Genomic DNA, 20369 nt, shown 5'->3' on the forward strand with positions numbered 1-20369 from the left:
CTGGCACGTTGACCGACAGTCGGTAGAATCCACGGGCCGCCAGTGCTTGCACCTGGCGATAACGCCAAACAACCAGACAGAAGAGGGGACGTGCCAATGAGCAAATCCAAGCGCCCTCTGTACGGCGAGGACGCTGCGGCTCTGCGAAAGAAAGCCGGGTTCACTCAGGTGGAATTAGCCCAACGGTGGGGGTTAAGTCGCTCGCAAATTGGCCGCTATGAGAGGGTGGGAGAAATCGTGCCGCAACGGATAGCCGACGCCTATTACGGCTTGGCCTTCGGCCAGCAGAACGCCTAAAATATGCCGCATGGATGCGGCATTTGGCGCTTGCGTGCGCTACAATCCGTGCAGCCTCTCGGCTAGAGCGGCGCGCTCAGCGCGCCGCTCGTTGGAACAAGGGGGGAGTCGCGCCAACCGCCGCGATTCCAAAATCGAACGCATAGCTCGTTCGCCGCGTTCGCGCGGCGTTTGGTAACAATGACGAACTCAATGGACCGCCTTGCCTTGCGCAGCATGTCTGCGGGGCGCTTGATGCGCGTGGCTGTCGCGCGATCCTCGCTTGGGATCGCACTCGCTGTCTCGCCTTGGATCGCTCACAGCCAGGAAGCCGCCCAGCCGGTAGCCTCTGCTGTCGGAGCTTCACAACCGACGCTGCCTGCCGGCGCGGATGCGGGCGATGCTCAGGCCGGCTATCGCAGGTACTCAAGCAACAGAAAGACGAACGACCGGCTCAACGCCGTTTTCGCACTGATCCGAACGGAGGGCAACGGCCTGACTTGGGAAAAGGCACAACCGGAAGACGAAGCTGAAGACCCGGTTCGTGTGGCAGCGAAACCGGTTTCGGGGAAGGGCGCGAAAGATGCCACAACCGCCACGACCAGCAAGGATGCTGCCAAGCCGGCTGCGCCTGAACCACCCAAGCCTGAACCGCTGCCCGTGCTGACTTGGACATTCAAGCCAAACGCGACGGCACGCGAAACGCTCTCGACATGGGCAAAAGCGGCCGGCTGGAATGAACCGAAGTGGAACGCAACGAATCCCTTCCAAGGACAAGGCGAGGTGCGCGGCACGTTCATCGACGCACTTCAAGCAATGGCCTCTGCCGCACCGCAGTTGGATTTTCGCGCCGAAATCGATAAGCGCGAAATCATCGTCACCGACGCTAGCTCACACTAGCGTATCCCACTTTGTCTATCGCAACATGCCGAATGATTGGAAAATTCAATCGGCATTGCGATAGACATATCGAATTACCTTGATTATGATGGAATCGTAGTCATCGATCAGGATATTTCGCAAGAAGCTCATCAACCGGAGAAGAACATGAAGCACGAGGGAGTTTTCACCAAGTCCGCCAAACTGATTGCCGTGGCATCGTTTGCGCTCTTCCTGGCCGCCTGCGGTGGCGGCGGCGACGGCGGCTCCACCGCCAGCAATGGTGGCAGCACGGGAGGAACTGGCGGCACTGGCGGCACGACAACGCCGGCAGGAACGCCGATTGATCCGTATACCGGCCAGGCTGCGACCGGCACGCCCACGGCGAGCGTCAGTGGTTCCGTGGTCAACGGCCCCACGGCCGGCGCAACGGTGACGGCTTATGTGGTGAACAGCGACGGCACCAACGGCACGCAGCTCGGGGCGACCACAACGGACGCGTCCGGCGCGTTCAGCATGACGTTGAGCCAGGCTCCGGCCGGCATGGTCCGCTTTGTCGCCACGGGCGGTACGTTCACATCGGAGGCCGATAGCTCGCAGCAGAAGAACGTCGCTCTCCAGCTCGTTGCGCCTTATGTCACGACCTCGCTGTCGAACTTCGTGATTACGCCCGTGACGCACCTGGCGTCCACGCAGATTGCCTATCTGGCATCGACGGGCGGCAAGAGCCTGGCAACGGCGTACACGACGGCATCCTCGGCCGTGCTGCAACTGCTGACGGGCAACAACGTCATCGCCTCGGCCAACCGAACCCATGGCGGCGTGGACTACTTGTCCATCGTGCCTGGCACGGCGCAGGACACGAACCACACGTACGCGGACACGTTGACGGGCGTGGAATACTACGGCGTCGCGCACGACCTGCCGTCGCACGTCGCGCTGCGCGTCCTGATGCTGAGCAGCGTGACCGGCAGGCCGTCTGTCAATGACAGCAACGGCCAGGCGATCAACGTTGGCACGTGGACGGGCAGCACGTTCGATGAGAGCCAGCCCTACACCCTGGCGCAACTGTCGTCCACGGTGGGCGGCGGTTTGCCGGCGAACGATGTGCTTGCGCTGGTGCAAACCATGAACGCTGTGACGGCCTGCACGACCGGCGACCACGCAAGCTACTACCTGCGCTACCCGCTGGCGCAGGGCCAGTCGGACTATCTGGACACGGCAGCCTGCGGCGCGTACACAAACAATCTGAACGCGGTCAAGTCGAAGGTCGCGACGAACAACCGCAGCAAGTATGTGAGCTGAAGCACTGTTTCTCTAAGGCACAAAAAAGCCCGGCATTGCCGGGCTTTTTTTCTACACGCCATCAATAACTGCAACCCGCATTCACCATGACGGTTTGTTGTGTTCCGTCTGCGAAATTGGCGATAAATCCACCACATGGACCGCCAGGAGAGCCTTGACCCCAGTAAAATCCAACAACGGGACCGTGCGGCCCGCTGCCACCTGGTTGTCGCCACACACCGGATTGGCAGGACAGAATCTTTCCTGTCGGATCAGTTGTGATGCCGTTCCTTGAGCAACCATACCCCTCCCACGATAGAGCCGGCAAATACACGACGTTGTTGGCAACCAGCGCACCATTCACTGTGTGCGTGCCATACACCGTTTGATTGCCCCAAATGTTGCTATTGCTCGCGTTCATTTGGCCTGCTGTGGCAGTACCGCCGACCCAAAGACTTCCATTGGATTGAATGTAGTTGCCATAGACACCGTTGGCACTCATATTGCCCGAGACATTGGCGTTTCCATTGGCGTTGACGGTGCCCGCGTTCATTGGGACATAGTTGCCATTGGTGTCCTGCATGTAGGCAGACCCACCAGGCGCAGCGCGAACCGCGATATTGGTGGAGTCCCCATACAGCGCGGTTCCGGCAATCTTCAGGCTGTTACCGGCCGGAAGGGTCATGGTGCTTGCGGTGGCCGGCCCCGTGTTCAAAGACGCTGACGAGATATTGCCGGCCCCAGTAATGTTCTGCCCGTTGGCCTGCATGGTGCCAGTCAGCTTGCGGCTGCCATCGAGCTTGTAGAAGGGCAGGGTATCGACGTATCCCGTCGTCAGAGACCCTGCACGCATGGCAATCGCGCCTGAGCCGCCACCAGCGTTGGGCAGGCTCCATGAACCGGCTACCCCAGTGAAGTTGGACGGGTTGCCGGGGAGAGCCTGGCCACCATCGAGGCCAGCCGCATTCATGACATACGCGGCCAGGTCATTGCGAACGTTGCCCTGCAAATCGCGGTACTGGCTTGTGGTGATGGTCGCCGGCAAGGTACAGCCAACACCGGGGCAATTCGACGGCTGGATGGATACCGCGAGCGTCAGCTTGCCTGGATTGTTGGTGGTGAAGCCCAAGGGCAAGAACCCGTTTTGCTGCAACTCTGCGACAGTCGGAGCAAGCGGATTGGCAATCGTGATGGTGCCACCCGAAGGATTGGTAATCGGGCCTGCGGATCGCCCTGCGAGCACGTCGCCGTTCGTCGCGATGTACTTGTTCACACCACCTTGCAAGCCGCTCAGATATTGGCCAGTGGAGATGGCGATGGTTCGCTCTGCCGTGCGCAGCGTCTGCATGTCCATCTGGACAATGCTAGAGGCGAGGATTGCCGACCCGAGTGTAATGTCCAACATCAATGACATACGACCCCCTACATTCTTGTTAACGAAGAATGGGCCTGCTGCTTACGCGCGCAGGCCCATTTCGGCATCTTACTGCCTTTGAACGACGATTGTGTTGTTCGTCGCGTTGCAGGAAGCCGTCGGGTCAAATTTGCCGCCAAATGCTTTGACGCTCGTGCCGTTCAAGGACATGGTGGCCGCACTGCCGGCTACGCCTTGAAGTACCTTCTTGCACGACTCCTGGGCAAAACCAACAAGCGTGTACTGGCCGGCATCGTTGGCAGATTGGACCGTGCCAGGTGCAACGGTCAAAGTGCCACCACCCTTGATGTTCACCACACCACCGCCAGCGTCTTGGATCGTCGCGAATCCATTGAACAAGCCGGATTTCTCGGCGTTGGCCGTGGTGAACTGCCCCCACTGGCCGGTATAGAGGTTGCTGGAGTTGGAGGCCATCTCATTGAACTCCTTCACGAAATCGGAACCGACCTGACCACCCGAGCCCCGATTGAAGGCCAGGATGTAGACAAGAGCGATGCCGGCAGCAATGATCGCCCACAGCATAAAGTTCTCGATGGTTGCGCCTGCTTGGCGGCCAAGGCCCCGCTTGAGGCCACGGCGGATGCCGCGCGAGGTGACAACAACGCTCCCGTTCATTTGCTTCTTCATAGTTGCACTCCTTGTGAAAACACTGACGTGGTAGATAAAAGTGGTTTGCCGCCTTATCGGGTCGGCATATAGGTGCTCATGCTGACTGCATCTTGAAACTGCCATCCCATCGAATAGAACCCGGCCTGAATGCCGATCACAACGGCGACCAGCAGGATTCGGGACCAGAGCTGGATACGCAATGCGCGTCGCTCCATTTCCTTCGGGGATTTCGCGAGCGAGTTTTTTGCGACGATGCGCAGCATCTGCGATACGTCGGCATAGTCGGCAATGTCTTGCATGCGGAACTCAACATCGCGGTCGACCATGCCAACCTTGAAGTTCTCGCCCTTGGCGTGCGGGTTTTCCTCGTAATTGGCGAGGATGCGTCGAATGTGGTGAGACAGCCAGACCGTCGAACTTGACTGAATGAGCCGCAATGCGTTCGGGACCGATATCACGCGGTTGTTAATGCGTTCGGTAACAGCAGACAGGGTGACGAAGAACGACACCGCTTGAAACTCGGCGTACAGCTTGTAGTGCAGGATATGCCGGTCCAGCCACTCGCGATGTTTCCCGATGTAGTTCGGCACAGACCAGATCACGAGTCCAACGAAGGCCGCAATGAATGCGATCCAGATCGGCCAGAAATGCCGCACCAGAAAGCTCATCCAATGCATGACGATGGCCGCCGTTCCCAGGGTCTCAACGGGCACGTTTGACGGCAAGCCGCGCTCAATCTCAGGAATGATCGAGAAAGAGTAGAAGCCCACAAAAATCTGTGCTGCGATGAACGCGAAGATCAGAGTGAACCAAATCACCGCGATTGCGTCCTTCGTGGCGTCGAGTGCCGCCGTCACCTCCGACAGCTCCTTGAGGCCCTTCGCCAAGTTGCCGTGCTTCTCGGCAACCATCAGGGGGGCATAGTCTTCGGATGGAACGCTGTCTCGAATGGCATCCGCGAACGAGGCTTCCATTCGATAGTTTTCCAGCCATCGAGCCGCCAATCGCCCCTTTGGCTCGCCTGGATAGCGCTCAGCAATACGTTCGATGTGTACGGAGATGTTGATGCTAGGCATCGCCTCCATCGTCTCGGACAAGTCGTTGTAGAACGCGGCGCGCTCGCGTGCGAACTTCCGTCGATCCTTCGTGAAGCGATCCCCGATCAAGGGCAGGCTTTTCGCCAGGTCGCCCAATGGACGGCCGATCTTTTCGGTCAATTGCATCATTGGACGCTCGTGAGAGTGTGAAGGCTGTTGGTACGCCGGAAGAGCCTGGCTTGCTCGTGCTCATACTGGTCGACGGTCTGGAAGCGTTTCTCGGCCATAGAGAGGCAGATTTCTCCGCGCGCCACCTTGTACATCGCAATCTCGAACGGAGTCTTCCCATCCGAGTTGTCGCTTTCGAATCCAGCCGTGCGAAGAGAACGGTAGTAGTGCTGCAACTCGATGTTCTTGGATTCGCGAATCAACAAGAGCATGTCGGTCGTCGGTTCAATGATCTGCGCGACAGGGGTTCGGCCACGAATGCCATTGAGTTCCGGCACACCCTCACGCATGCAATGGCTGCAACCGTGTGGGTTGCGCACCTTCATACCGTCCACGTCGAAAGAGAAGAGGCGATGCACGCGATTGAGCGATTCCGTAGAGGCAATCCCGATCGATGTTGCGGCAATCTCCACAATGGCGGGATCGTCGCTGTTCAGCGCAGCTTTCAACACTTCCAAGGTGTGCGGGTCGTTGACGGGCAGGGCGCACGATTGGCAGTTCTTTGGAACAAGCGCGAGGTGAATCAGCATCTTCAGGAAATCGGGCATCGTCACCACGTCGAGCGACAAGCCAAACTCTTCGCTGATGAGACGCTGAGGGATAGCCAGGGCATTCGGGGCGTGGACCGTGCAAAAGCTTGGTTGCCCGGCAAGCACAGCGTCACGGAACGCGCTTGTTGTATTCACGTCCCGCAGTTCGGAAATAACGGTTGCATCCGGGTCCGTCCGCTTGTTTGCCATGCTGAACGGCGTGAAAGCATCCTTGCCTTGATCGTCACCGATGCCGCGCGAAGTTGAGTGCTGGTTCGCGCCCTCATGGTTATGCAGGTACTCAATCGGGTCTTCAGCGGTATTGATTTCAAAGTGAGAGGGCAGCAAACCGACGATGGTTTGCAGGAGCTTGGACTTACCGGAGTTCACACGGCCCGAGATGACCCAGCCGCCACCGTCCGCGCGAAGGGCGCGCAGCAGCGTCTTTTCCTGGTACTCGGGGAGACCGGCTCCATTCGGGTGCATGCCCAGCGACGTATAAACGTCGCTCGCGTCGAGCTGCATCACGCGAAGCGTGACCTTGAGCCCCTTGTGGATCGGGAACTGTGACCAACGAAAGCCAAGGCGTTGCCTCCCGATGGTTTCCTCGATCTGGCACTGCAAAACCTCACGCTCAGAGTAGGAGCTGGTCGACGTGGAATTGCCTCGGAACGAATACCAGAAGCTCAGCATGCGCAGCATCTGCCCCGACTGCATGCGGAACTTCTTCGGCCGGATCACATTGCCATCCATGCGGAAGCCGGTATTGGAATATTCCTGCTCGGCCCGGTAGCGAAAGTGGATATCGGAGACGCCGTTAGCGACGGCAAATTCGGCAATGTCAACGAAGATTTTGTAGAAGGGACTGTCGCGGTCGGCCGCAAGACGCGACGCCACGTCGGCACCGTTATCAGCGCGGGCCAACTCGGACACAACGGCTTGCGTCGCCACATAGACTGCCGGCGCATCCGGGCGGTATCCCTTCTTTTGCAGGTCCGAGTAAATCTGGTCAACCACATCGTTGCCCACCATGTCTCGAATGAGCACGATTGCGAATACACGCTTTTGCTCATCCGAAGCGGGGCGAAGCTGGACCGGACAAATGGAGTGCTTCAGCTCATCGCGGATCGCTACGTCAGCTTGCAACGACTTGATGAACGGCGGCAGCTCGGCCGTAGCGAAAATCTCGCGCTCAGCGATTTGATATTCACCATGCCGCGCCGATTCCCCCGATTCGCCATCAGCATCGAGTACAACGCGATTGAAGGCCCTGGCGGGCATGGCTTCAGGCACGGCTAGCCGTTCAGACTGCTGAGGCTTCGCTGTCGCTTTCAGCCGGCCAGCGATACGCAGAAATGGGTTCGGCAGGTTCTTGAGCATGATTAGCGGTAGGCGGGTTGGGACGGCATTCCGGGGAACAGGCCAGGAGTCATCGGCTGCGCGGCAGGCTTCGCGCTTGAGAGTTGGTCGGGGTCCGCCTGATAGCCGGTTGTCGCATACAGCGGCCATACGTGCGGCTTGCCGCGTTTATCAACGACCGTCAGCGCTGAATCCGAGATAGCCGTAACGGTGTAGCCGTCGAACTTCTTGCCCTTGTAGACACCACCCGGCACCAGGCGGCCATTGATGGCAAGTTGCCCGTGGTAGTTGTTCGTGCCGTCTTCGGTGCTCAACCCATAGACGGAGAAGAAGCACGGCTTGTTGACGTCCTCGGGGCATGCCTCGCTGAAGCGCGGGCGCGGTGGCTTTTCGGCGGGCGGTAGGGCGGCCGTTGGTGCTGGGAGCTGCGGCATCGCGGGCATCTGGCCTGGCTGCGGCGTCGCGGGGGCCTCGGCGGCCTTGAGTTTGTCGAGCTGGGCCTTGTAGGCGCGGCGCTGCCCCAAGTCCTCCCAGTCTCCCAGCGTTGGCGTGCGATCGACGCCGGGAATGCCGCCATTGGCTTTTGCCTGCGTGGTTGCTTGCGCCGCAGGCGCTGCGGGCGCGAGCGACGCGGTGGGTTGTTGCACGGGAGCCGGCGCGGGGGGCGGCGCAGGCTGCGCGCTCGCGCCTGGCAAGCCAGGTGTGGCGGTCACAGATGGTGCCCGCTGAACTGCGGGGGCGGGAGCAACCGGTGCAGTCGCGGGTTGCGCGGCAGGAACCAGAGGTGCATTCAGCGATGGCGAGGTAGGCCCCGCGTTGGCCAAAGCCGGCAGGAGTGCGAAACACAGTGCCGCAAGCGGCGCGGTCGTCTTGATTGCTTTCATGTTGTCCTCAGTTGCGCGTAATGAGTTCGCCGTCAAGCGCCACATGGAAGGGCGTCTCGGCGTTGTCGGTGGTCTCTTCCACGGTCAGCTCAGCCTTGCTCAAGGTCGAGTAGGTTGGGAAAGAGCCGAGCAGCTTCACGTATTGGGATGACCCGTTGTATGACCAGTGTGTGGCGCGATATACCGGCCCCTTGATCCCCGTCACGGGCACGCCTGCGGGCACGAGAAATGGAACCGCTTCGGGCAGCGTGTCAGCCTTCACCAACCGTCCAGCCGCTTGCATCTGCGAGACGAACCGCACATCGCGGTCGTCGCTCAACCCGGCTTTGGCAAGCAGCTTCCCAAGCGTGGTTTTCTGCATCACTGGCGGCTTGACACTGACGACCATCTGATCGGGCTGTGCCAGGTAGACGGATTGCGACTGGTATTCCTTCGGCGCGGCTGCGAAGAAGGTTTCGTTCGTCGCAAAGTCCTTGTTCGCGCGGAAGAACGTTAGCTGGCACTGCGGCGTACCAGACCACGGCACGTAAGCCTGCGCCTGCGTGTTCGGGGCATGGAAGTCGCATGCGGCCTTTTTGAGTTCCCACCCACCGTAGGTCGTGCGCAACGTCGTGCGCATCCACTGATACCACTCGGTGTAGTCCGGGGCGAGAACAACAGCATCGTCAGCGTGAGCCTGGATGTTCTCTTGATACAGCTCCGTGGGCGTCTTCTGCTCGTTCGGATTCGGGGGGAAATAGGCTTGCTTCGCGACGTAGATCGCGGCACCCACCATGCCAATCGTCACGATCGACAGAGCAATGCGCTTGTAGAAGGCTGCGCGCGTGGGGGGCTTCAGCAAACAGGTTGCGTCAGCGTGCTTTGCAACGTCTTCAAGCGACAAGGCGTCGGGCTTACTGGGCAGCGGAGCATCTGCGTCGCCCACCAGCGTGAAGCCTTCTCCACCGCACTGGCGGCCGAAGTCCAGATACACGCGATTTAGCAAATCGCCCGTCAGTCCCGTCAGGTCAAAGCGCGTCGCCGGCCGGCCTTTCATGAGGCCAATGGCCGCGAAATTGCGATCGGGCGTACGGAACACCAGCAGAGCATTCGCCGGCAAGCCAGGGATGCGGCCGAACGCTTGCGCAGCCGCATAGAGCGGCCCCGAGGTTGCCGGCAGCGTCATTTCCTTGGTGCGTAGGAACCCGGCATATCCAGCTTCGCCTTGGTGCCAGAGAAGCGGAGACTTGAGGCTGAATGCTTTCCTCGCGGCGACAGCGCCATACGCCCCTTGCTCAACAAGGGTAGGCCAGTCCATCCCGAAGACGAGCTTTTTGCCGCCGATTTCGAGAATCATAGGGACGACCCCTGCTGTCCAGCCTCGGTGTCCTTGATCGATGCGCTCACGACAACCAGCGTAGCCGTGCGCGTGCGATTCGCATTGATCGATCCGCCCGCGATCACTGGGATGTTGTGGCCGAGGGTCCGCTTGTCGTACTGCGCGGTGTTCGAGTCAAAGACCGTGAGCACAGTGGTCGCGCCGTTGCGAATGATGGCGTCAGTGGTGTTGCCTTGGCCGGCAATATCCACGTTCTGCACGGTTTGTTGGGTGGACCCGCTGCCGGAGGTGAACGGCGTAATCGCGCGCAGAACAGACGAGTCGAAAGCCAGCGACACAGCGATCGAGTTGCTGTTCGTCACGCTTGCGTAGACCAGCATCTTGAGGCCGACTTGATCTTGTGCGGTCGTCAGGCCAGGTGTGCCGCCCGTGCCGCCAGCGGTTGCCGTGGCCGGTGTCGTGCTGGCGACGTAGCTGAAGCGAATGCGGTTGTTGTAGTAGGACGTATGGCGGTTCTGGACTTCCAGCGGAATATCGTCGGTGCTGGCCGTGTTACCGATCGAGGCAAGCGCCTGCACAGCGGCTTGCGTGCCGCTGAACTGCCCGGACGTGATCTGCGCGCCGATGGTTCCGACGTTCTGCGACACAAGCGAAATGGGAGACGTGCTCGTGATAACGAAGCCTGGGACGCGATTCAGCGCCTTGGTGAGAACGGCTTGCCAATCAACGCCCAGCTCCCCGCCGTTGTTGATCGTGACTTGCACAAGGCGAACATGGAGCGCAACCATCTTGGAGAGCTGCGCGCGATGGAAGTTGACGATCGATTCGGCACGTTCGACGGCCTCTTTCGTATCGGTAAGGGTGATCGTGCCTTGCGTGATGTTCCCGCTGACCGAGCCAGAGCGAGTCATGACCGTCTGCACGTCATTGAGGATCGAATTAACTTCGTTGAGGTTCTGAGCCTCGCTCTTCACAGCAGCCTTGTCCTGCTGTTGGTTGCTCTGAAGCGAGTTCTGGTTGTTCGATTGCGCGGTGTTGTTGATGTTCTCGGTGCTGAAGCTCAGGTTCTGCGGCCGGATGGGGAGCAACCACGTTTTTGTGACCATCCGATAGACGTTGATAACGCCTTTCTTCTGGTCGTAGTTCCAGTTGACACCGAGTCGGGTTGCCAACAAGTCGAGCACTTGATTCAGCGGCAAGTCATCAGCGACTTCCACCTCTTGTGGGCTGTCCTGGCCGGTGTAGCCGGCCGAGACAAGGCCACCGCTCGTAGCCCCGCCAGTGACGCTGGAGAGTGCGGGGAGCGGGCCGGCAGCAACGCGGCCTGGTCCGGCAGGCGCAGCGGCCGGCAGCGGTGCCGTGGTGCCGTCATCGAGCTTTTGGGCGCGCGGGAGCAGTGCGGACTTGGGCAGGTACACATCGGTCGAAACCACAACGGGGATCTTCGTCGCCAGCGTGATTTGCTCCGCCGCAACCGCGAGGTTCACACGCTTGTTGGGGAACACCAGTTTGGTCTTGACGCCCTTTTGCAAGGCGAGCGGCAGATTGGCCGTGGGCGACAGCGCAACGCTCTTACCCGCAAGATAGGGGCGATCAACAAAGGCGCGCTTCCGACGCTCTTCCTTGCCGCGCGTTGTCTGGTTGATGAGCGCTTGCGCCGCCGACGCGGTATCCGTAGCAGCTTGCGAAATCAGGTCTTTGCTGTCCTGGGTGAGCTGGGGAGAAACGCAGCCCGAGAGCATCAGCGCGGCCAGCAAGGGGTAGACGACAAACTGGTTTTTATTCATGGCAGCCCTTGTTACTTCGGATCGCATTCCGTGCTGGTCGGCAGCACGCGCAGAACGTTGTTGGTGTAGAAGCACGGATGTGCCGGCAGGTCGGTGCTTAGCGTGGTATCGAGAACGTCTTGAACCGCGTCAGTGAATGCGCCGGTGAAGTTGGACGAGGCCACCACCGGAATGTCTTGCCCGACCTCCCAGAACGTTTTCCAGCCGGCTTGCCGACCCCAGCGCACGAACAGCTTCTGGAACGTCTCGTCGGTCGGTGTGGCCGCCCAAAGCGGGGCGATGACAAGCCCGGTTGCTTGCGCGGGCTCGGCCGCAGCGGGGGCAGCGGTTGACGCAACGTTTTGCGCGGGTGGCGTGGCGGCGGGCGGCCGTGGGCCACCCTCGATAACGAGCGCGGCCTGACTCAATGCAGGGACCAGCGCGAGCACAACCAATAGCTTCCTCATTGCTTTCCTTGTTCGTAAAAGGACACGTTGGCCCGACCCCATGCCGGACAGCGCACTTGCGCGCCGGACCCCACTAAATGCTATCATATAGTACACCAAACGATAGCACTTAGGCGACGGTTTGCATACGTATACGGGTGCGTGTATGACGCCGGGAGCACATCTTTGGGTGAGGTGAGACCTCGGGGAGCCGGCGCGCGAGGGTGGTGACGTTCAAGCAGCGACGCACCACGCCGAAGAGCGGTAACGGCAAGTCGTTGTCGTTTCTGAACATCTGCCCCCTATCAGTAGGGGTTGGCGTGCATCACGCCGGCCGACACCATCTCGGCGCAAAGGCAATGAGGCAACACATGCAATACAACGGAAGGGAACTGGAGAGCACGCACGGGCAAGCGGCACAGCGCGCAAAGACTCGGGGAGAACGGATGCGTTCGGTCAAGCTCGCGTTGCTCTTATTGGCAGCCGCACTGGTCACGCGCACCGCGTGGGCCGACTGCTTGGACGATGCTGCCAACTACTGGGGCGTGCCCCCCATCCTTGCGCGAGCTGTCGCACAACAAGAGTCGCAGATGCGCGCCAACGCGATCGGAAGGAACACGAACGGTTCGCGCGACATTGGCCTCATGCAGATCAACTCGTCGTGGCTTCCTACGCTGCGGCGGTACGGCATCACAGAGGCAGACCTGTTCGACGGATGCAAGAACGCGTACATCGGCAACTGGATCATCGCGCAGAACATTGCGCACCACGGCTACAACTGGACCGCGATCGGGGCATACAACGCCGTCAGCCCTGAGAAGCGGGATGCCTACGCGCGCAAGATATACAAGCAGCTCATGCGGCTTCAGGGCAGCGTTGCGCCATCCGCGCCAAGTCCGCTCGCCGCCGAGTGAACACCGCACAGCAGGCCCCATCGGGGCCTTTTTCACATCTGTGGCACTTGACACCGTTTATATAAACGGCACAATCAAGCAACCATCACAACCCCCATGCTTATGGCTATCGATCACGGTGAACATCCGATGCCGCAATGGAAGCGCGGCGATCGCGTGAACTGGAGCCGAGAGCAGCGCGGAGGCTATGGCTTTGTGACGCAAGTCGCCGGCATTGTCGAGAAGGCCACTGCCACGCGCGTCACGATCATGGTTGCGCTGCGGATCGATGGTCAATGGGTCAGGGTCAAGCGCTCCGTGATGCCAGGAAAACTGACTGCACGGGTTGGCGCGGTGGCCGCGCTAGGGGAACAGGATTAGATCGTGCGGCCGTGGCGCTCAGTATCCGTCATTCATTACGTTACCGGTCCACGTGGCGGGCAAGCCTGGCTACTGGAGCTGGAATGCGGCCACTATCTAGCCAAACCAATTCCACCGTCCCGGCCTGGCCGTATTCGAAAGCCGTTTGAGGCACCCAAGCGATGCCGTTGCCTTCTTTGCAAGACTGACGACGAACAGGGAAAAAATCACCATGACTGAACTTGAACTTGCCATCTGCAAGCGCCTGTCCGAAGCCGGGCCAAGCGTCGCGGGCGACTCGCCCAAGGCCAAAGCCGTATTGCAATCCCTGGCTGATCGCGGGTATTGCAAGCTGAGCCCGGCGCGTTGCGGGCCGCTCGGCGTGCTTACGGGTGAAACGATGGTAGGGATCACAGAAGCGGGCCGCGCGGCGCTATCGGTCACATGCGGCAGTATTTCCAAGTGAACATCCATTTCGAGAACAGAACGATGCGAACATTCAAGTTCACCACGTGCGCGATTGCCCTGCTGGCGCTCGCTGCGTGCGGAAACAACACGGCTGATACACAACAAGCTCCAGCTCGGCAGAGTGCCAGTGCGCAAAACGCGACCGGCCCCGAGTTCGCCGCCTATGTCTCGACACTCCAGCTTGCGCAAGACCGTCAGGATCAGGAGTTGGTCGACGTGGCGCGCAAGCACCTTATCAACGCGGTGGCGGCTGGCGATGTAGACGCCGGCCGCCGCCTGCTCGATGAGAGCGAACCGGTATCGCGCCTTGTGTGGGAAGGCACTGCGCCTGGCGTGGTCGCGCTCGCGGACAAGCTCATCGGCCAGAAGACGATGCAAGCGCGGGTCTACCTGCGCCTAGCAGGCAACCTCGTTAGCGCCGGCATCTATTTGCCACGCAACTACGATCGTGCGACGCTGTACTACGCGGGCTCCTGGGCGGCAGGAGAGGGCGCTTCCGCAGCGCTGACGGCCAGCACCTACTACGCTGCGCACGACCTCGTGAACGCCTACCTATGGACATTGCGATGCAAGGAAGAATGCGGGAGGCTTCCGGCATCCACCAACGCGCTGGAAGACAGCCTCGATGCACCAACGATGAAGCTGATTCAGAGCAAGGCGAATGATCCGACTGTGATGGGGCTCTGACATGAAGCGAACGATCCTGGCAACGGTCTGTACGTTAATGCTGGCCGCCACGTCGACGGCTGAGGCCGGCCGCAGCTCCAGTGGCTTCAGTGGGGGCAGTGGCCGATCTAGCGCGATTGCGGGCGGCTCTTCGCGTTCCAGCGGGTCATCCGGCTATTCGTCCTCTGGCGGCTATCGCGGGTCGGCCGCCACTGGCCTGCGTTCATCCAACAGCGCGCGCCGCATCGAGGGCACAGCGCGCGGTGGGTATCGGGTATCTGAAGATGGGGCCAAGGAACGGGTGACAGTTGGCCAAACGACTGCGAACCGGCTGTACGCGTCCCGTGTTGCCGGCGTGGCCGTGCCGCCAGCAACAGGCGCGACTCCCAACACACTGCATCCCTCCCCGCAGCTCCAAGCGCGCATCGAACGAGAGCAGCAGCGGAACGGGCCTGGTTGGCTGGGGACCGCGGCCCTTGTATGGCTCTTCAGTCAGCACGACATATCGCCAAGCGACCGGACGTGGATTTCGTCGCAGCTTGAGCAGCAAGCGGCCGTATCCGACACTACGAGCACCCATCGCACGGCCAAGAAGCTGACGTTCGCTTACGAAGGGTTGCCCAGCCAGGCTGTCGTCGGTGAGCCGATCGAGCTGGCAGTAAGTGCCGTCGACGCGAGCAAGCACAAACAGGCGCTATCGTGCTCAATCGTCGGGCCTGGCTCGGACACCTCCGCCACCAGCACGCCGACTGACAGCGGCACGGTGGTGGCCTGGCAGCCGCGCGCTGAGGGCACCGCCTTCCTTCAATGCGACGGACTGTACGAAGGCGAGCGCAAAGCGATTCAGGTCGTACAGCGAAAGGACAAGACACTGTGACGGAAGCCACAAAGGCCCTGGTGGTCTGCACCACAAGCTACGATCCCCGCAAAGGGGGGAGCACAACCCATGCGTGCCCGGAGGATTCGATGGTCGCGCTGTGCGGCACGCACACGCGGGAATGCACGTGGCAGACCCTGGCGGAGAAAGGCCAGGTGTCCTGCAAACGCTGTACGGCCATCATCGCGCGGCGCGACGCCGAATCGAAGCCACAGAGCCAGTAGGCAGAACGCCCGCCACAAAAAAGGAAACGCCGGCAATTGCCGGCGTTTTTGCTTCTGCTTCCCCGTTGCTCTTATTCCTTGTCGATCAAGAAGCGATTCAGTTGCTTTCCGACAAGCCAGGCCGGCATGCGGCCACGGCCAGACCACGTAGTCCCCGTCTTTGGGTCGCGGTACTTCGGCGGCACAACGCTGCCCTTGGTGGATGAGCTGCCGCGACGACGACGACCAACAATGTCTTCCACGGTCAGCCCAGCGTCCTCCATGATGCGGTGAATCTGCGCCAGCGCGCTATCCCGCTCCTTCGCCTGGGCCTCAGCGATCTGCGCTTCCAGCGTTGCCTTTTGTGCTACCAGTTCTTTGTAGGTCGCCATTGCCTCATGTCCTTGTTTGCGACGTTAGTGGAAAGCTCAATCAACCCTTCGCCTTCTTGAGAAAGGCGTCAATCTCTTCAAACATCGCGGTCGTACCCTTGTACACACGTGTGGTGGCCACCGATGTATCGAAGTACCGCATGAATCGTTGCGCGGCCTGCCATGGCAGATGCCGTGCGATATCGTACTTCTTCGCCAGCTCGATATTTTCAACGCCGTCGACCAGTACGCTCCGTGCCAGCTCGATCGAATGTTCCTCCTGCTCGGTGAGCTTGGCGGTGGCATTGAACTGCTTTTTCGTGAGCATGCGCCGACCCTTGTGACGCTCCACGATCGCGTCAATCTCGGCAAACATCTCGGGCGAGCCCTCGTAGGTGTACATCTCGTCCGAATCGGCCTCCAGCAGCCGCTTGACGGACTGGTAAGCAAACTGCCGGGGCTTCGCCACCTCCTGGGCGGCCTCCGCATAGCCTTTTCCGTCGACCAGCACGGCGCGCGCAATCGCCGCCGCCTGTTCCTTCAGGCGCGATTTCGCCAACAGGGCCTCAAACGCCTCGGGCTTTAGCTTCGGCAGAGTAGTGGGCATGGTAAGTGTCAACATGGTTTCCGTTCCCGCAATTATCCCTCATTGGCGAAACACCGGAGTTAACCCTAAGTCACAATCGAATATCAAAAGCCGATAGTGAAATACCATCCCAGCGGGGACGCTGAGACGGCCGGAGCATTCGCGATTCCAGAGCTAGTTATTTTTGAATTCAAAACGTCTATCACATGGGAATTATGCCGCAGGCAATACCCCATGTAAATAGACGAAATGAATTACATGCGAAAAGGGAAGTCGATCACTTTGTGGCGCGCGTAAACGTGATTTCGGCAGAGCGAATCACGTCTGGCAATTGGAGCTGCATCTTGGCAAGCACGGCCTGCATAGGCGACCAGTTTCCGCCTTGCTTGCGCGCATTCCATTCAACTTCCATGGCGGAGCCATCAACGGTGTAGTGCCCGCGATAACTGTATTCCTGCTTTTTCTTGTCGGTGAAACGCAGCTCCGCGCCCTTGCCATCGAGCGTGAGAACGTAGTGGCCATCTGCTGTCGACGCGACGTACTGGCCGAACAGCTTGGACAATTCACGAGGCCCATCAGCACCAGCCGGCGCGGCGGCCGGCGCGGCGGCTTGTTCGCGCAAGACCGGCTCCAGCCACCATGTGTAGCCGAAGAAGAGGGCGATGCCCAAGAGGCCAACGAAGAACAGGCGAACAACGAGGGTCATTGGGCACCAACTGCCGATTTGGCTGCGGCCTGGTCGTCACCCTTTTTGCCAAGAAGCTGCGCCTTGGCTTCACGCATGAGCGGCCGAAAGATGAAGTAGCCGGCCGAAATGGCGAGCGCGCCCAGGCCCGTGATAACGACGGTCGCGACGCCAGGGACGGAGGACGCACCGAACCCCATGCCGAAGCCGAACAGAATACCGCCGACGAGATACATGAACACGCCGAACGGCAGGCGACGAAGGGACATAGAAACCTCCTGATTAAGTGTTGGTTGGATCAGGCTCGGAAGCATCGCGCATCACCATGATTTGCTGGCAGGGCAGATGCATCAATTCGCCTTCGAGCTTCTTGGTGCCCCACAGCTTGCGGTTGCACAGTGGGCACACAAAGCGGTATTGGCCCGACGCGGGCTCGTTCTTTTCCACCACCTCGATTTCGAGCGTGGCGACTTCCTCTTCGGTCAACGCAATCTGCGTCTCTTCCGGCAACTGGTGCATCGTTCGTGATAGCTCTTTGACCGTCACTGGGAAGCGGTCAAGCCAAGACAGCTCGAAGGAACTGGTCAACAGCTTTGCGCAGGCTGCCTCGAACGGCCCGCCCTCGATGACGTACGCGTCGATCTTCTCGCCGGTCATCTTGCCGCCAGGCTTACCGGTCTTGCTGGGCATCAGGCCAATGCTCTGAAGCTTGTCCCCGTAGTCCTTGTTGGCGTAGCGTCGACGGCCGGGCTTGCCGTAGTGTGTCTGCCAGGCAAACGCCATCTGCAAGACCAGAATCTTCATGCTCTCTTGCAAGGTCTGGACGGCAAAATACTTCGGGTTCAGCGCGATTTCATCGACCTTTTGTGCGCCCTGTCGATGAACCCAGCCCTTGGCCGTGAAATAGCCGGCTGAGTTTTTTTGACGTTGGATCGTCAGAAGGGGAGGGGGCAGCTCGCCATCAAACAGCTCGCGGTTGAAATGATCGAAAGCCGCCTGGAGTTCGGCGGACATTTCGGCCGTGGGCGTAGTGGATGAGCTGGTCATGGTCGCGGTGGTCTTAGCCTCTCTATTCTAAAACACTACTTTTAGAACACCAAATAGATATTTTTAGTGCCCGAAAATGCTGTGCTTCCGATTGCACGTTATCGGTTATCGGGCGCGCGAGCGGATTGTTTAGGCTGCGGTCGTTCAGCCCCCCAATCGGAAGGGCAAGGCTGCGTACGCGCACCACCGATACCCCTGCCGTGAGGCAACCAATCGAGCCACGAGGGCGCTAGCCGGGTCTACGGGCACGTTTGGACCCCATGGCCCCCCTTCCTTGCAAGCTATTGGGCGGTTGCGTGGTGAAAGCGGTTTGGTCTGGATCGCACGCGAGCCCGGCTGAGCGGCTGGCCGGGGGTTCGGCCAGGCGCGATTTGTCCGGGTCTTGCGCCCGGTAGGGGCACGGCGGTACGCCGTGCGGTCGGACGGCTTGCCGGCCGAGCCGCTTAGACCAGACCTTGCACTGGCTGTGTGAGCGCGGGGTGTTTTCACACCAGGGGTTAGCCCGGTAGGGCTCTCGATAGAGCGGGCATGGCCCGCGACAGGCCGACGCGAAGCGGCGGGGCGGAGCGCCGTAAGGCGCGCAGGGTAGGCGGTCTTTTGCCGGGCAAATTGGCCGAGCTGAAAGTTATCCACAGGCGGTGGCCTCCCTGTTACCTGTAGATCACTTGTAAGACTACTTGGAAAAGCCTACTTGCTACACCCTCGCGCCGCCTGGGAACCCGCGTGGGATAAGGCTTGCTTCCGATTGCACGTCGATTTCCCGCTACCGATTGCACGTTAACCGACTTCCGATTGCACGTTTTCGCGCTTCCGATTGCACGCGAACAGAAAGTCACATTTCGGCCCGATCACCACGTGGGCTTGGCTTCGCCGGTTTCTACCGATTGCACGTTGATAACTCGGCTTATCCACAGGGATGCCCACCGGCAAGCCCCTCCGCATGTTTGCTGGGTCGTGCCGGCACACGTCGACGTGCGCGTCTTGCGCGACGGAACCTCCATCGCCGCGCGAGTGCTGCCGCCAACGCTGCCAAGCGCATGAGACGACGGCGCTCCGGCTCGCCTTGAGCCGGAGCAAATGGTGGGCGGCCGCGTTTGTCTATACTCGGCCAGTAGCTACGACGTACCGTCGTACCATCCGTAAGCCCCCATGACTTCCATCGCTGATATCCGCACCGAGTACGCCCGCGCCTCGCTCGACATTACCGACGTGGATGCCAACCCGCTGCGCCAATTCCATCGCTGGTTTGACGAAGCCCTCACGGCCGAGGTGCCCGAAGTCAACGCCATGACACTCGCCACTGTCGATGCGCATGGCCAGCCCTCCGCGCGTATCGTGCTGCTCAAGAATCTGGACGAACGCGGCTTCACCTTCTTTACCAACTACGCCAGCCGCAAGGGCGAAGAATTGGCCGCCAACCCGCGTGCGGCGCTACTGTTTCACTGGATCGAGCTGGAGCGCCAGGTGCGCATCCAAGGCAACGTCGAAAAGGTTAGCGACGCGGAAAGCGATGCCTACTACCATTCGCGCCCGCTGGGCTCGCGCCTGGGAGCCTGGGCGTCCGAGCAAAGCAGTGAAGTCCCCGACCGCGCCACGCTGGAGGTCCGCGAAGCCAAATACCGCCAGCGCTTTGGCGATGCGCCACCGCGCCCGCCGCACTGGGGCGGCTACCGCCTCTTTCCCGAATGCATGGAATTCTGGCAGGGCCGTCCGTCGCGCCTTCATGACCGCCTGGAATACCGCAAGCAAACCGACAGCACTTGGAACATCGTCCGCCTGGCCCCATGACCACCTGGCAGTCGCAACGGTTTATACAAAAGAAAAGGCCCCGGTGGGGCCTTGTTCGTTTGGTGCGCCACGCGCGCTACTTGATGCGCGGCGAGATGTGGAGCTTTGCCGGCGTCAGGATCAGACATTCCTTGTTCTCATCGATGTGATCTTTGGCTTCAGGGTAGTACAACAGCACCTCCTTGAGCCGCGTCTTGAACTTTGACCGGAAGTTGCTCATGCCCTTTTCGCTGTCTTCGTAGCCCGCGCCGAACTGCGCCTTGATGCCAGCCCACGGCACATGGACGTAGGGCCGGCCGGATTGGCGCAGCACGAACATGCGATAGGTGAGCCAGGTGTAAATATCCATCGCCAGGGGCGATTTGCTGAGCGAG

General features: G+C 60.3%; 22 protein-coding genes and 1 pseudogene. 9 read left to right on the forward strand and 14 right to left on the reverse strand.

The annotated features are described in order from the left end of the window. Window positions 1–96: 96 nt before the first annotated feature. The 3 genes from AAHM38_RS24040 (at window position 97) to AAHM38_RS24050 (ending at window position 2460) form a co-directional block, all read left to right on the forward strand. Window positions 97–297, forward strand: coding sequence for a helix-turn-helix domain-containing protein (locus tag AAHM38_RS24040; RefSeq protein WP_251471338.1), 201 nt, complete (start codon window positions 97–99; stop codon window positions 295–297). Between the two features lie 231 nt (window positions 298–528). Beyond that, entirely contained in the window at window positions 529–1176 is a 648-nt protein-coding gene (locus AAHM38_RS24045; protein WP_342234334.1) for a hypothetical protein, read from the forward strand. 147 nt (window positions 1177–1323) lie between these two features. Beyond that, window positions 1324–2460: a hypothetical protein gene (locus AAHM38_RS24050; protein ID WP_342234335.1), complete on the forward strand. Its 1137-nt coding sequence runs from the start codon at window positions 1324–1326 to the stop codon at window positions 2458–2460. 61 nt (window positions 2461–2521) lie between these two features. Here AAHM38_RS24050 and AAHM38_RS24055 read toward each other — a convergent pair whose 3' ends face one another. The 8 genes from AAHM38_RS24055 to AAHM38_RS24090 form a co-directional block, all read right to left on the reverse strand. Then, window positions 2522–3787 (reverse strand): hypothetical protein, encoded by a 1266-nt coding sequence (locus AAHM38_RS24055; protein ID WP_342234336.1) that lies wholly within the window; start codon window positions 3785–3787, stop codon window positions 2522–2524. A 135-nt stretch (window positions 3788–3922) separates the two neighbouring features. Next, a complete protein-coding gene (locus AAHM38_RS24060; protein ID WP_342234337.1) occupies window positions 3923–4501 on the reverse strand; it encodes a type 4 pilus major pilin in 579 nt (192 codons plus the stop codon). Between the two features lie 53 nt (window positions 4502–4554). Continuing rightward, on the reverse strand, window positions 4555–5709 hold the full coding sequence (locus AAHM38_RS24065) for a type II secretory pathway component PulF-like protein (protein ID WP_342234338.1): 1155 nt from the start codon (window positions 5707–5709) through the stop codon (window positions 4555–4557). Further along, window positions 5706–7658 carry an ATPase, T2SS/T4P/T4SS family gene (locus AAHM38_RS24070; protein ID WP_342234339.1) on the reverse strand — a complete coding sequence of 651 codons (1953 nt, stop codon included), beginning with the start codon at window positions 7656–7658 and terminating at the stop codon, window positions 5706–5708. Before AAHM38_RS24070 ends, AAHM38_RS24065 begins: the two co-directional genes overlap by 4 nt. A 2-nt stretch (window positions 7659–7660) precedes the next feature. Further along, window positions 7661–8284, reverse strand: a complete 624-nt coding sequence (locus tag AAHM38_RS24075; RefSeq protein ID WP_342234340.1) for a hypothetical protein — start codon at window positions 8282–8284, stop codon at window positions 7661–7663. Between the two features lie 244 nt (window positions 8285–8528). After that, window positions 8529–9857 (reverse strand): hypothetical protein, encoded by a 1329-nt coding sequence (locus AAHM38_RS24080; RefSeq protein WP_342234341.1) that lies wholly within the window; start codon window positions 9855–9857, stop codon window positions 8529–8531. Further along, a complete protein-coding gene (locus AAHM38_RS24085; RefSeq protein WP_342234342.1) occupies window positions 9854–11626 on the reverse strand; it encodes a hypothetical protein in 1773 nt (590 codons plus the stop codon). Before AAHM38_RS24085 ends, AAHM38_RS24080 begins: the two co-directional genes overlap by 4 nt. A gap of 11 nt (window positions 11627–11637) precedes the next feature. Beyond that, window positions 11638–12072, reverse strand: a complete 435-nt coding sequence (locus AAHM38_RS24090; RefSeq protein ID WP_342234343.1) for a TcpQ domain-containing protein — start codon at window positions 12070–12072, stop codon at window positions 11638–11640. A gap of 299 nt (window positions 12073–12371) precedes the next feature. On the opposite strand from AAHM38_RS24090, the gene AAHM38_RS24095 reads away from it, so the two are divergent. From AAHM38_RS24095 to AAHM38_RS24115, 5 genes are all read left to right on the forward strand, one after another. Beyond that, the gene (locus AAHM38_RS24095; RefSeq protein WP_342234344.1) at window positions 12372–12965 is read left to right on the forward strand and encodes a lytic transglycosylase domain-containing protein; all 594 of its coding nucleotides are present in this window, start codon (window positions 12372–12374) and stop codon (window positions 12963–12965) included. Between the two features lie 102 nt (window positions 12966–13067). Next, window positions 13068–13325, forward strand: coding sequence for a hypothetical protein (locus AAHM38_RS24100; RefSeq protein ID WP_342234345.1), 258 nt, complete (start codon window positions 13068–13070; stop codon window positions 13323–13325). A gap of 211 nt (window positions 13326–13536) precedes the next feature. Next, a complete protein-coding gene (locus AAHM38_RS24105; RefSeq protein ID WP_342234346.1) occupies window positions 13537–13770 on the forward strand; it encodes a hypothetical protein in 234 nt (77 codons plus the stop codon). Window positions 13771–13793: 23 nt separating this feature from the next. Next, window positions 13794–14459 (forward strand): hypothetical protein, encoded by a 666-nt coding sequence (locus AAHM38_RS24110; RefSeq protein ID WP_342234347.1) that lies wholly within the window; start codon window positions 13794–13796, stop codon window positions 14457–14459. A 1-nt stretch (window position 14460) separates the two neighbouring features. Continuing rightward, window positions 14461–15315: a hypothetical protein gene (locus tag AAHM38_RS24115; protein WP_342234348.1), complete on the forward strand. Its 855-nt coding sequence runs from the start codon at window positions 14461–14463 to the stop codon at window positions 15313–15315. A gap of 295 nt (window positions 15316–15610) precedes the next feature. Here the strand turns inward: AAHM38_RS24115 and AAHM38_RS24120 are convergent, their stop codons facing one another. The 5 genes from AAHM38_RS24120 to AAHM38_RS24140 all read right to left on the reverse strand — a co-directional run bounded on the left by AAHM38_RS24120 (window position 15611) and on the right by AAHM38_RS24140 (window position 18207). After that, on the reverse strand, window positions 15611–15910 hold the full coding sequence (locus AAHM38_RS24120; RefSeq protein ID WP_342234349.1) for an H-NS histone family protein: 300 nt from the start codon (window positions 15908–15910) through the stop codon (window positions 15611–15613). Window positions 15911–15950: 40 nt separating this feature from the next. Further along, on the reverse strand, window positions 15951–16508 hold the full coding sequence (locus AAHM38_RS24125; protein ID WP_342234350.1) for a hypothetical protein: 558 nt from the start codon (window positions 16506–16508) through the stop codon (window positions 15951–15953). A gap of 244 nt (window positions 16509–16752) precedes the next feature. Beyond that, window positions 16753–17181, reverse strand: a complete 429-nt coding sequence (locus tag AAHM38_RS24130; protein ID WP_342234351.1) for a hypothetical protein — start codon at window positions 17179–17181, stop codon at window positions 16753–16755. Continuing rightward, the gene (locus tag AAHM38_RS24135; protein ID WP_342234352.1) at window positions 17178–17429 is read right to left on the reverse strand and encodes a hypothetical protein; all 252 of its coding nucleotides are present in this window, start codon (window positions 17427–17429) and stop codon (window positions 17178–17180) included. Before AAHM38_RS24135 ends, AAHM38_RS24130 begins: the two co-directional genes overlap by 4 nt. Window positions 17430–17442: 13 nt before the next feature. Beyond that, on the reverse strand, window positions 17443–18207 hold the full coding sequence (locus AAHM38_RS24140; RefSeq protein WP_342234353.1) for a zinc metalloproteinase Mpr protein: 765 nt from the start codon (window positions 18205–18207) through the stop codon (window positions 17443–17445). A gap of 1149 nt (window positions 18208–19356) precedes the next feature. Here AAHM38_RS24140 and pdxH point away from each other — a divergent pair. Beyond that, window positions 19357–19995 carry a pyridoxamine 5'-phosphate oxidase gene (pdxH, locus tag AAHM38_RS24145; protein ID WP_342234354.1) on the forward strand — a complete coding sequence of 213 codons (639 nt, stop codon included), beginning with the start codon at window positions 19357–19359 and terminating at the stop codon, window positions 19993–19995. A gap of 76 nt (window positions 19996–20071) precedes the next feature. Here pdxH and AAHM38_RS24150 read toward each other — a convergent pair. Beyond that, window positions 20072–20369 (reverse strand): annotated as a pseudogene (locus tag AAHM38_RS24150) (replication protein RepA); the annotation flags it as partial.

Source organism: Ralstonia sp. OTU4908 (assembly GCF_038440115.1).
Classification (GTDB): domain Bacteria; phylum Pseudomonadota; class Gammaproteobacteria; order Burkholderiales; family Burkholderiaceae; genus Ralstonia; species Ralstonia pickettii.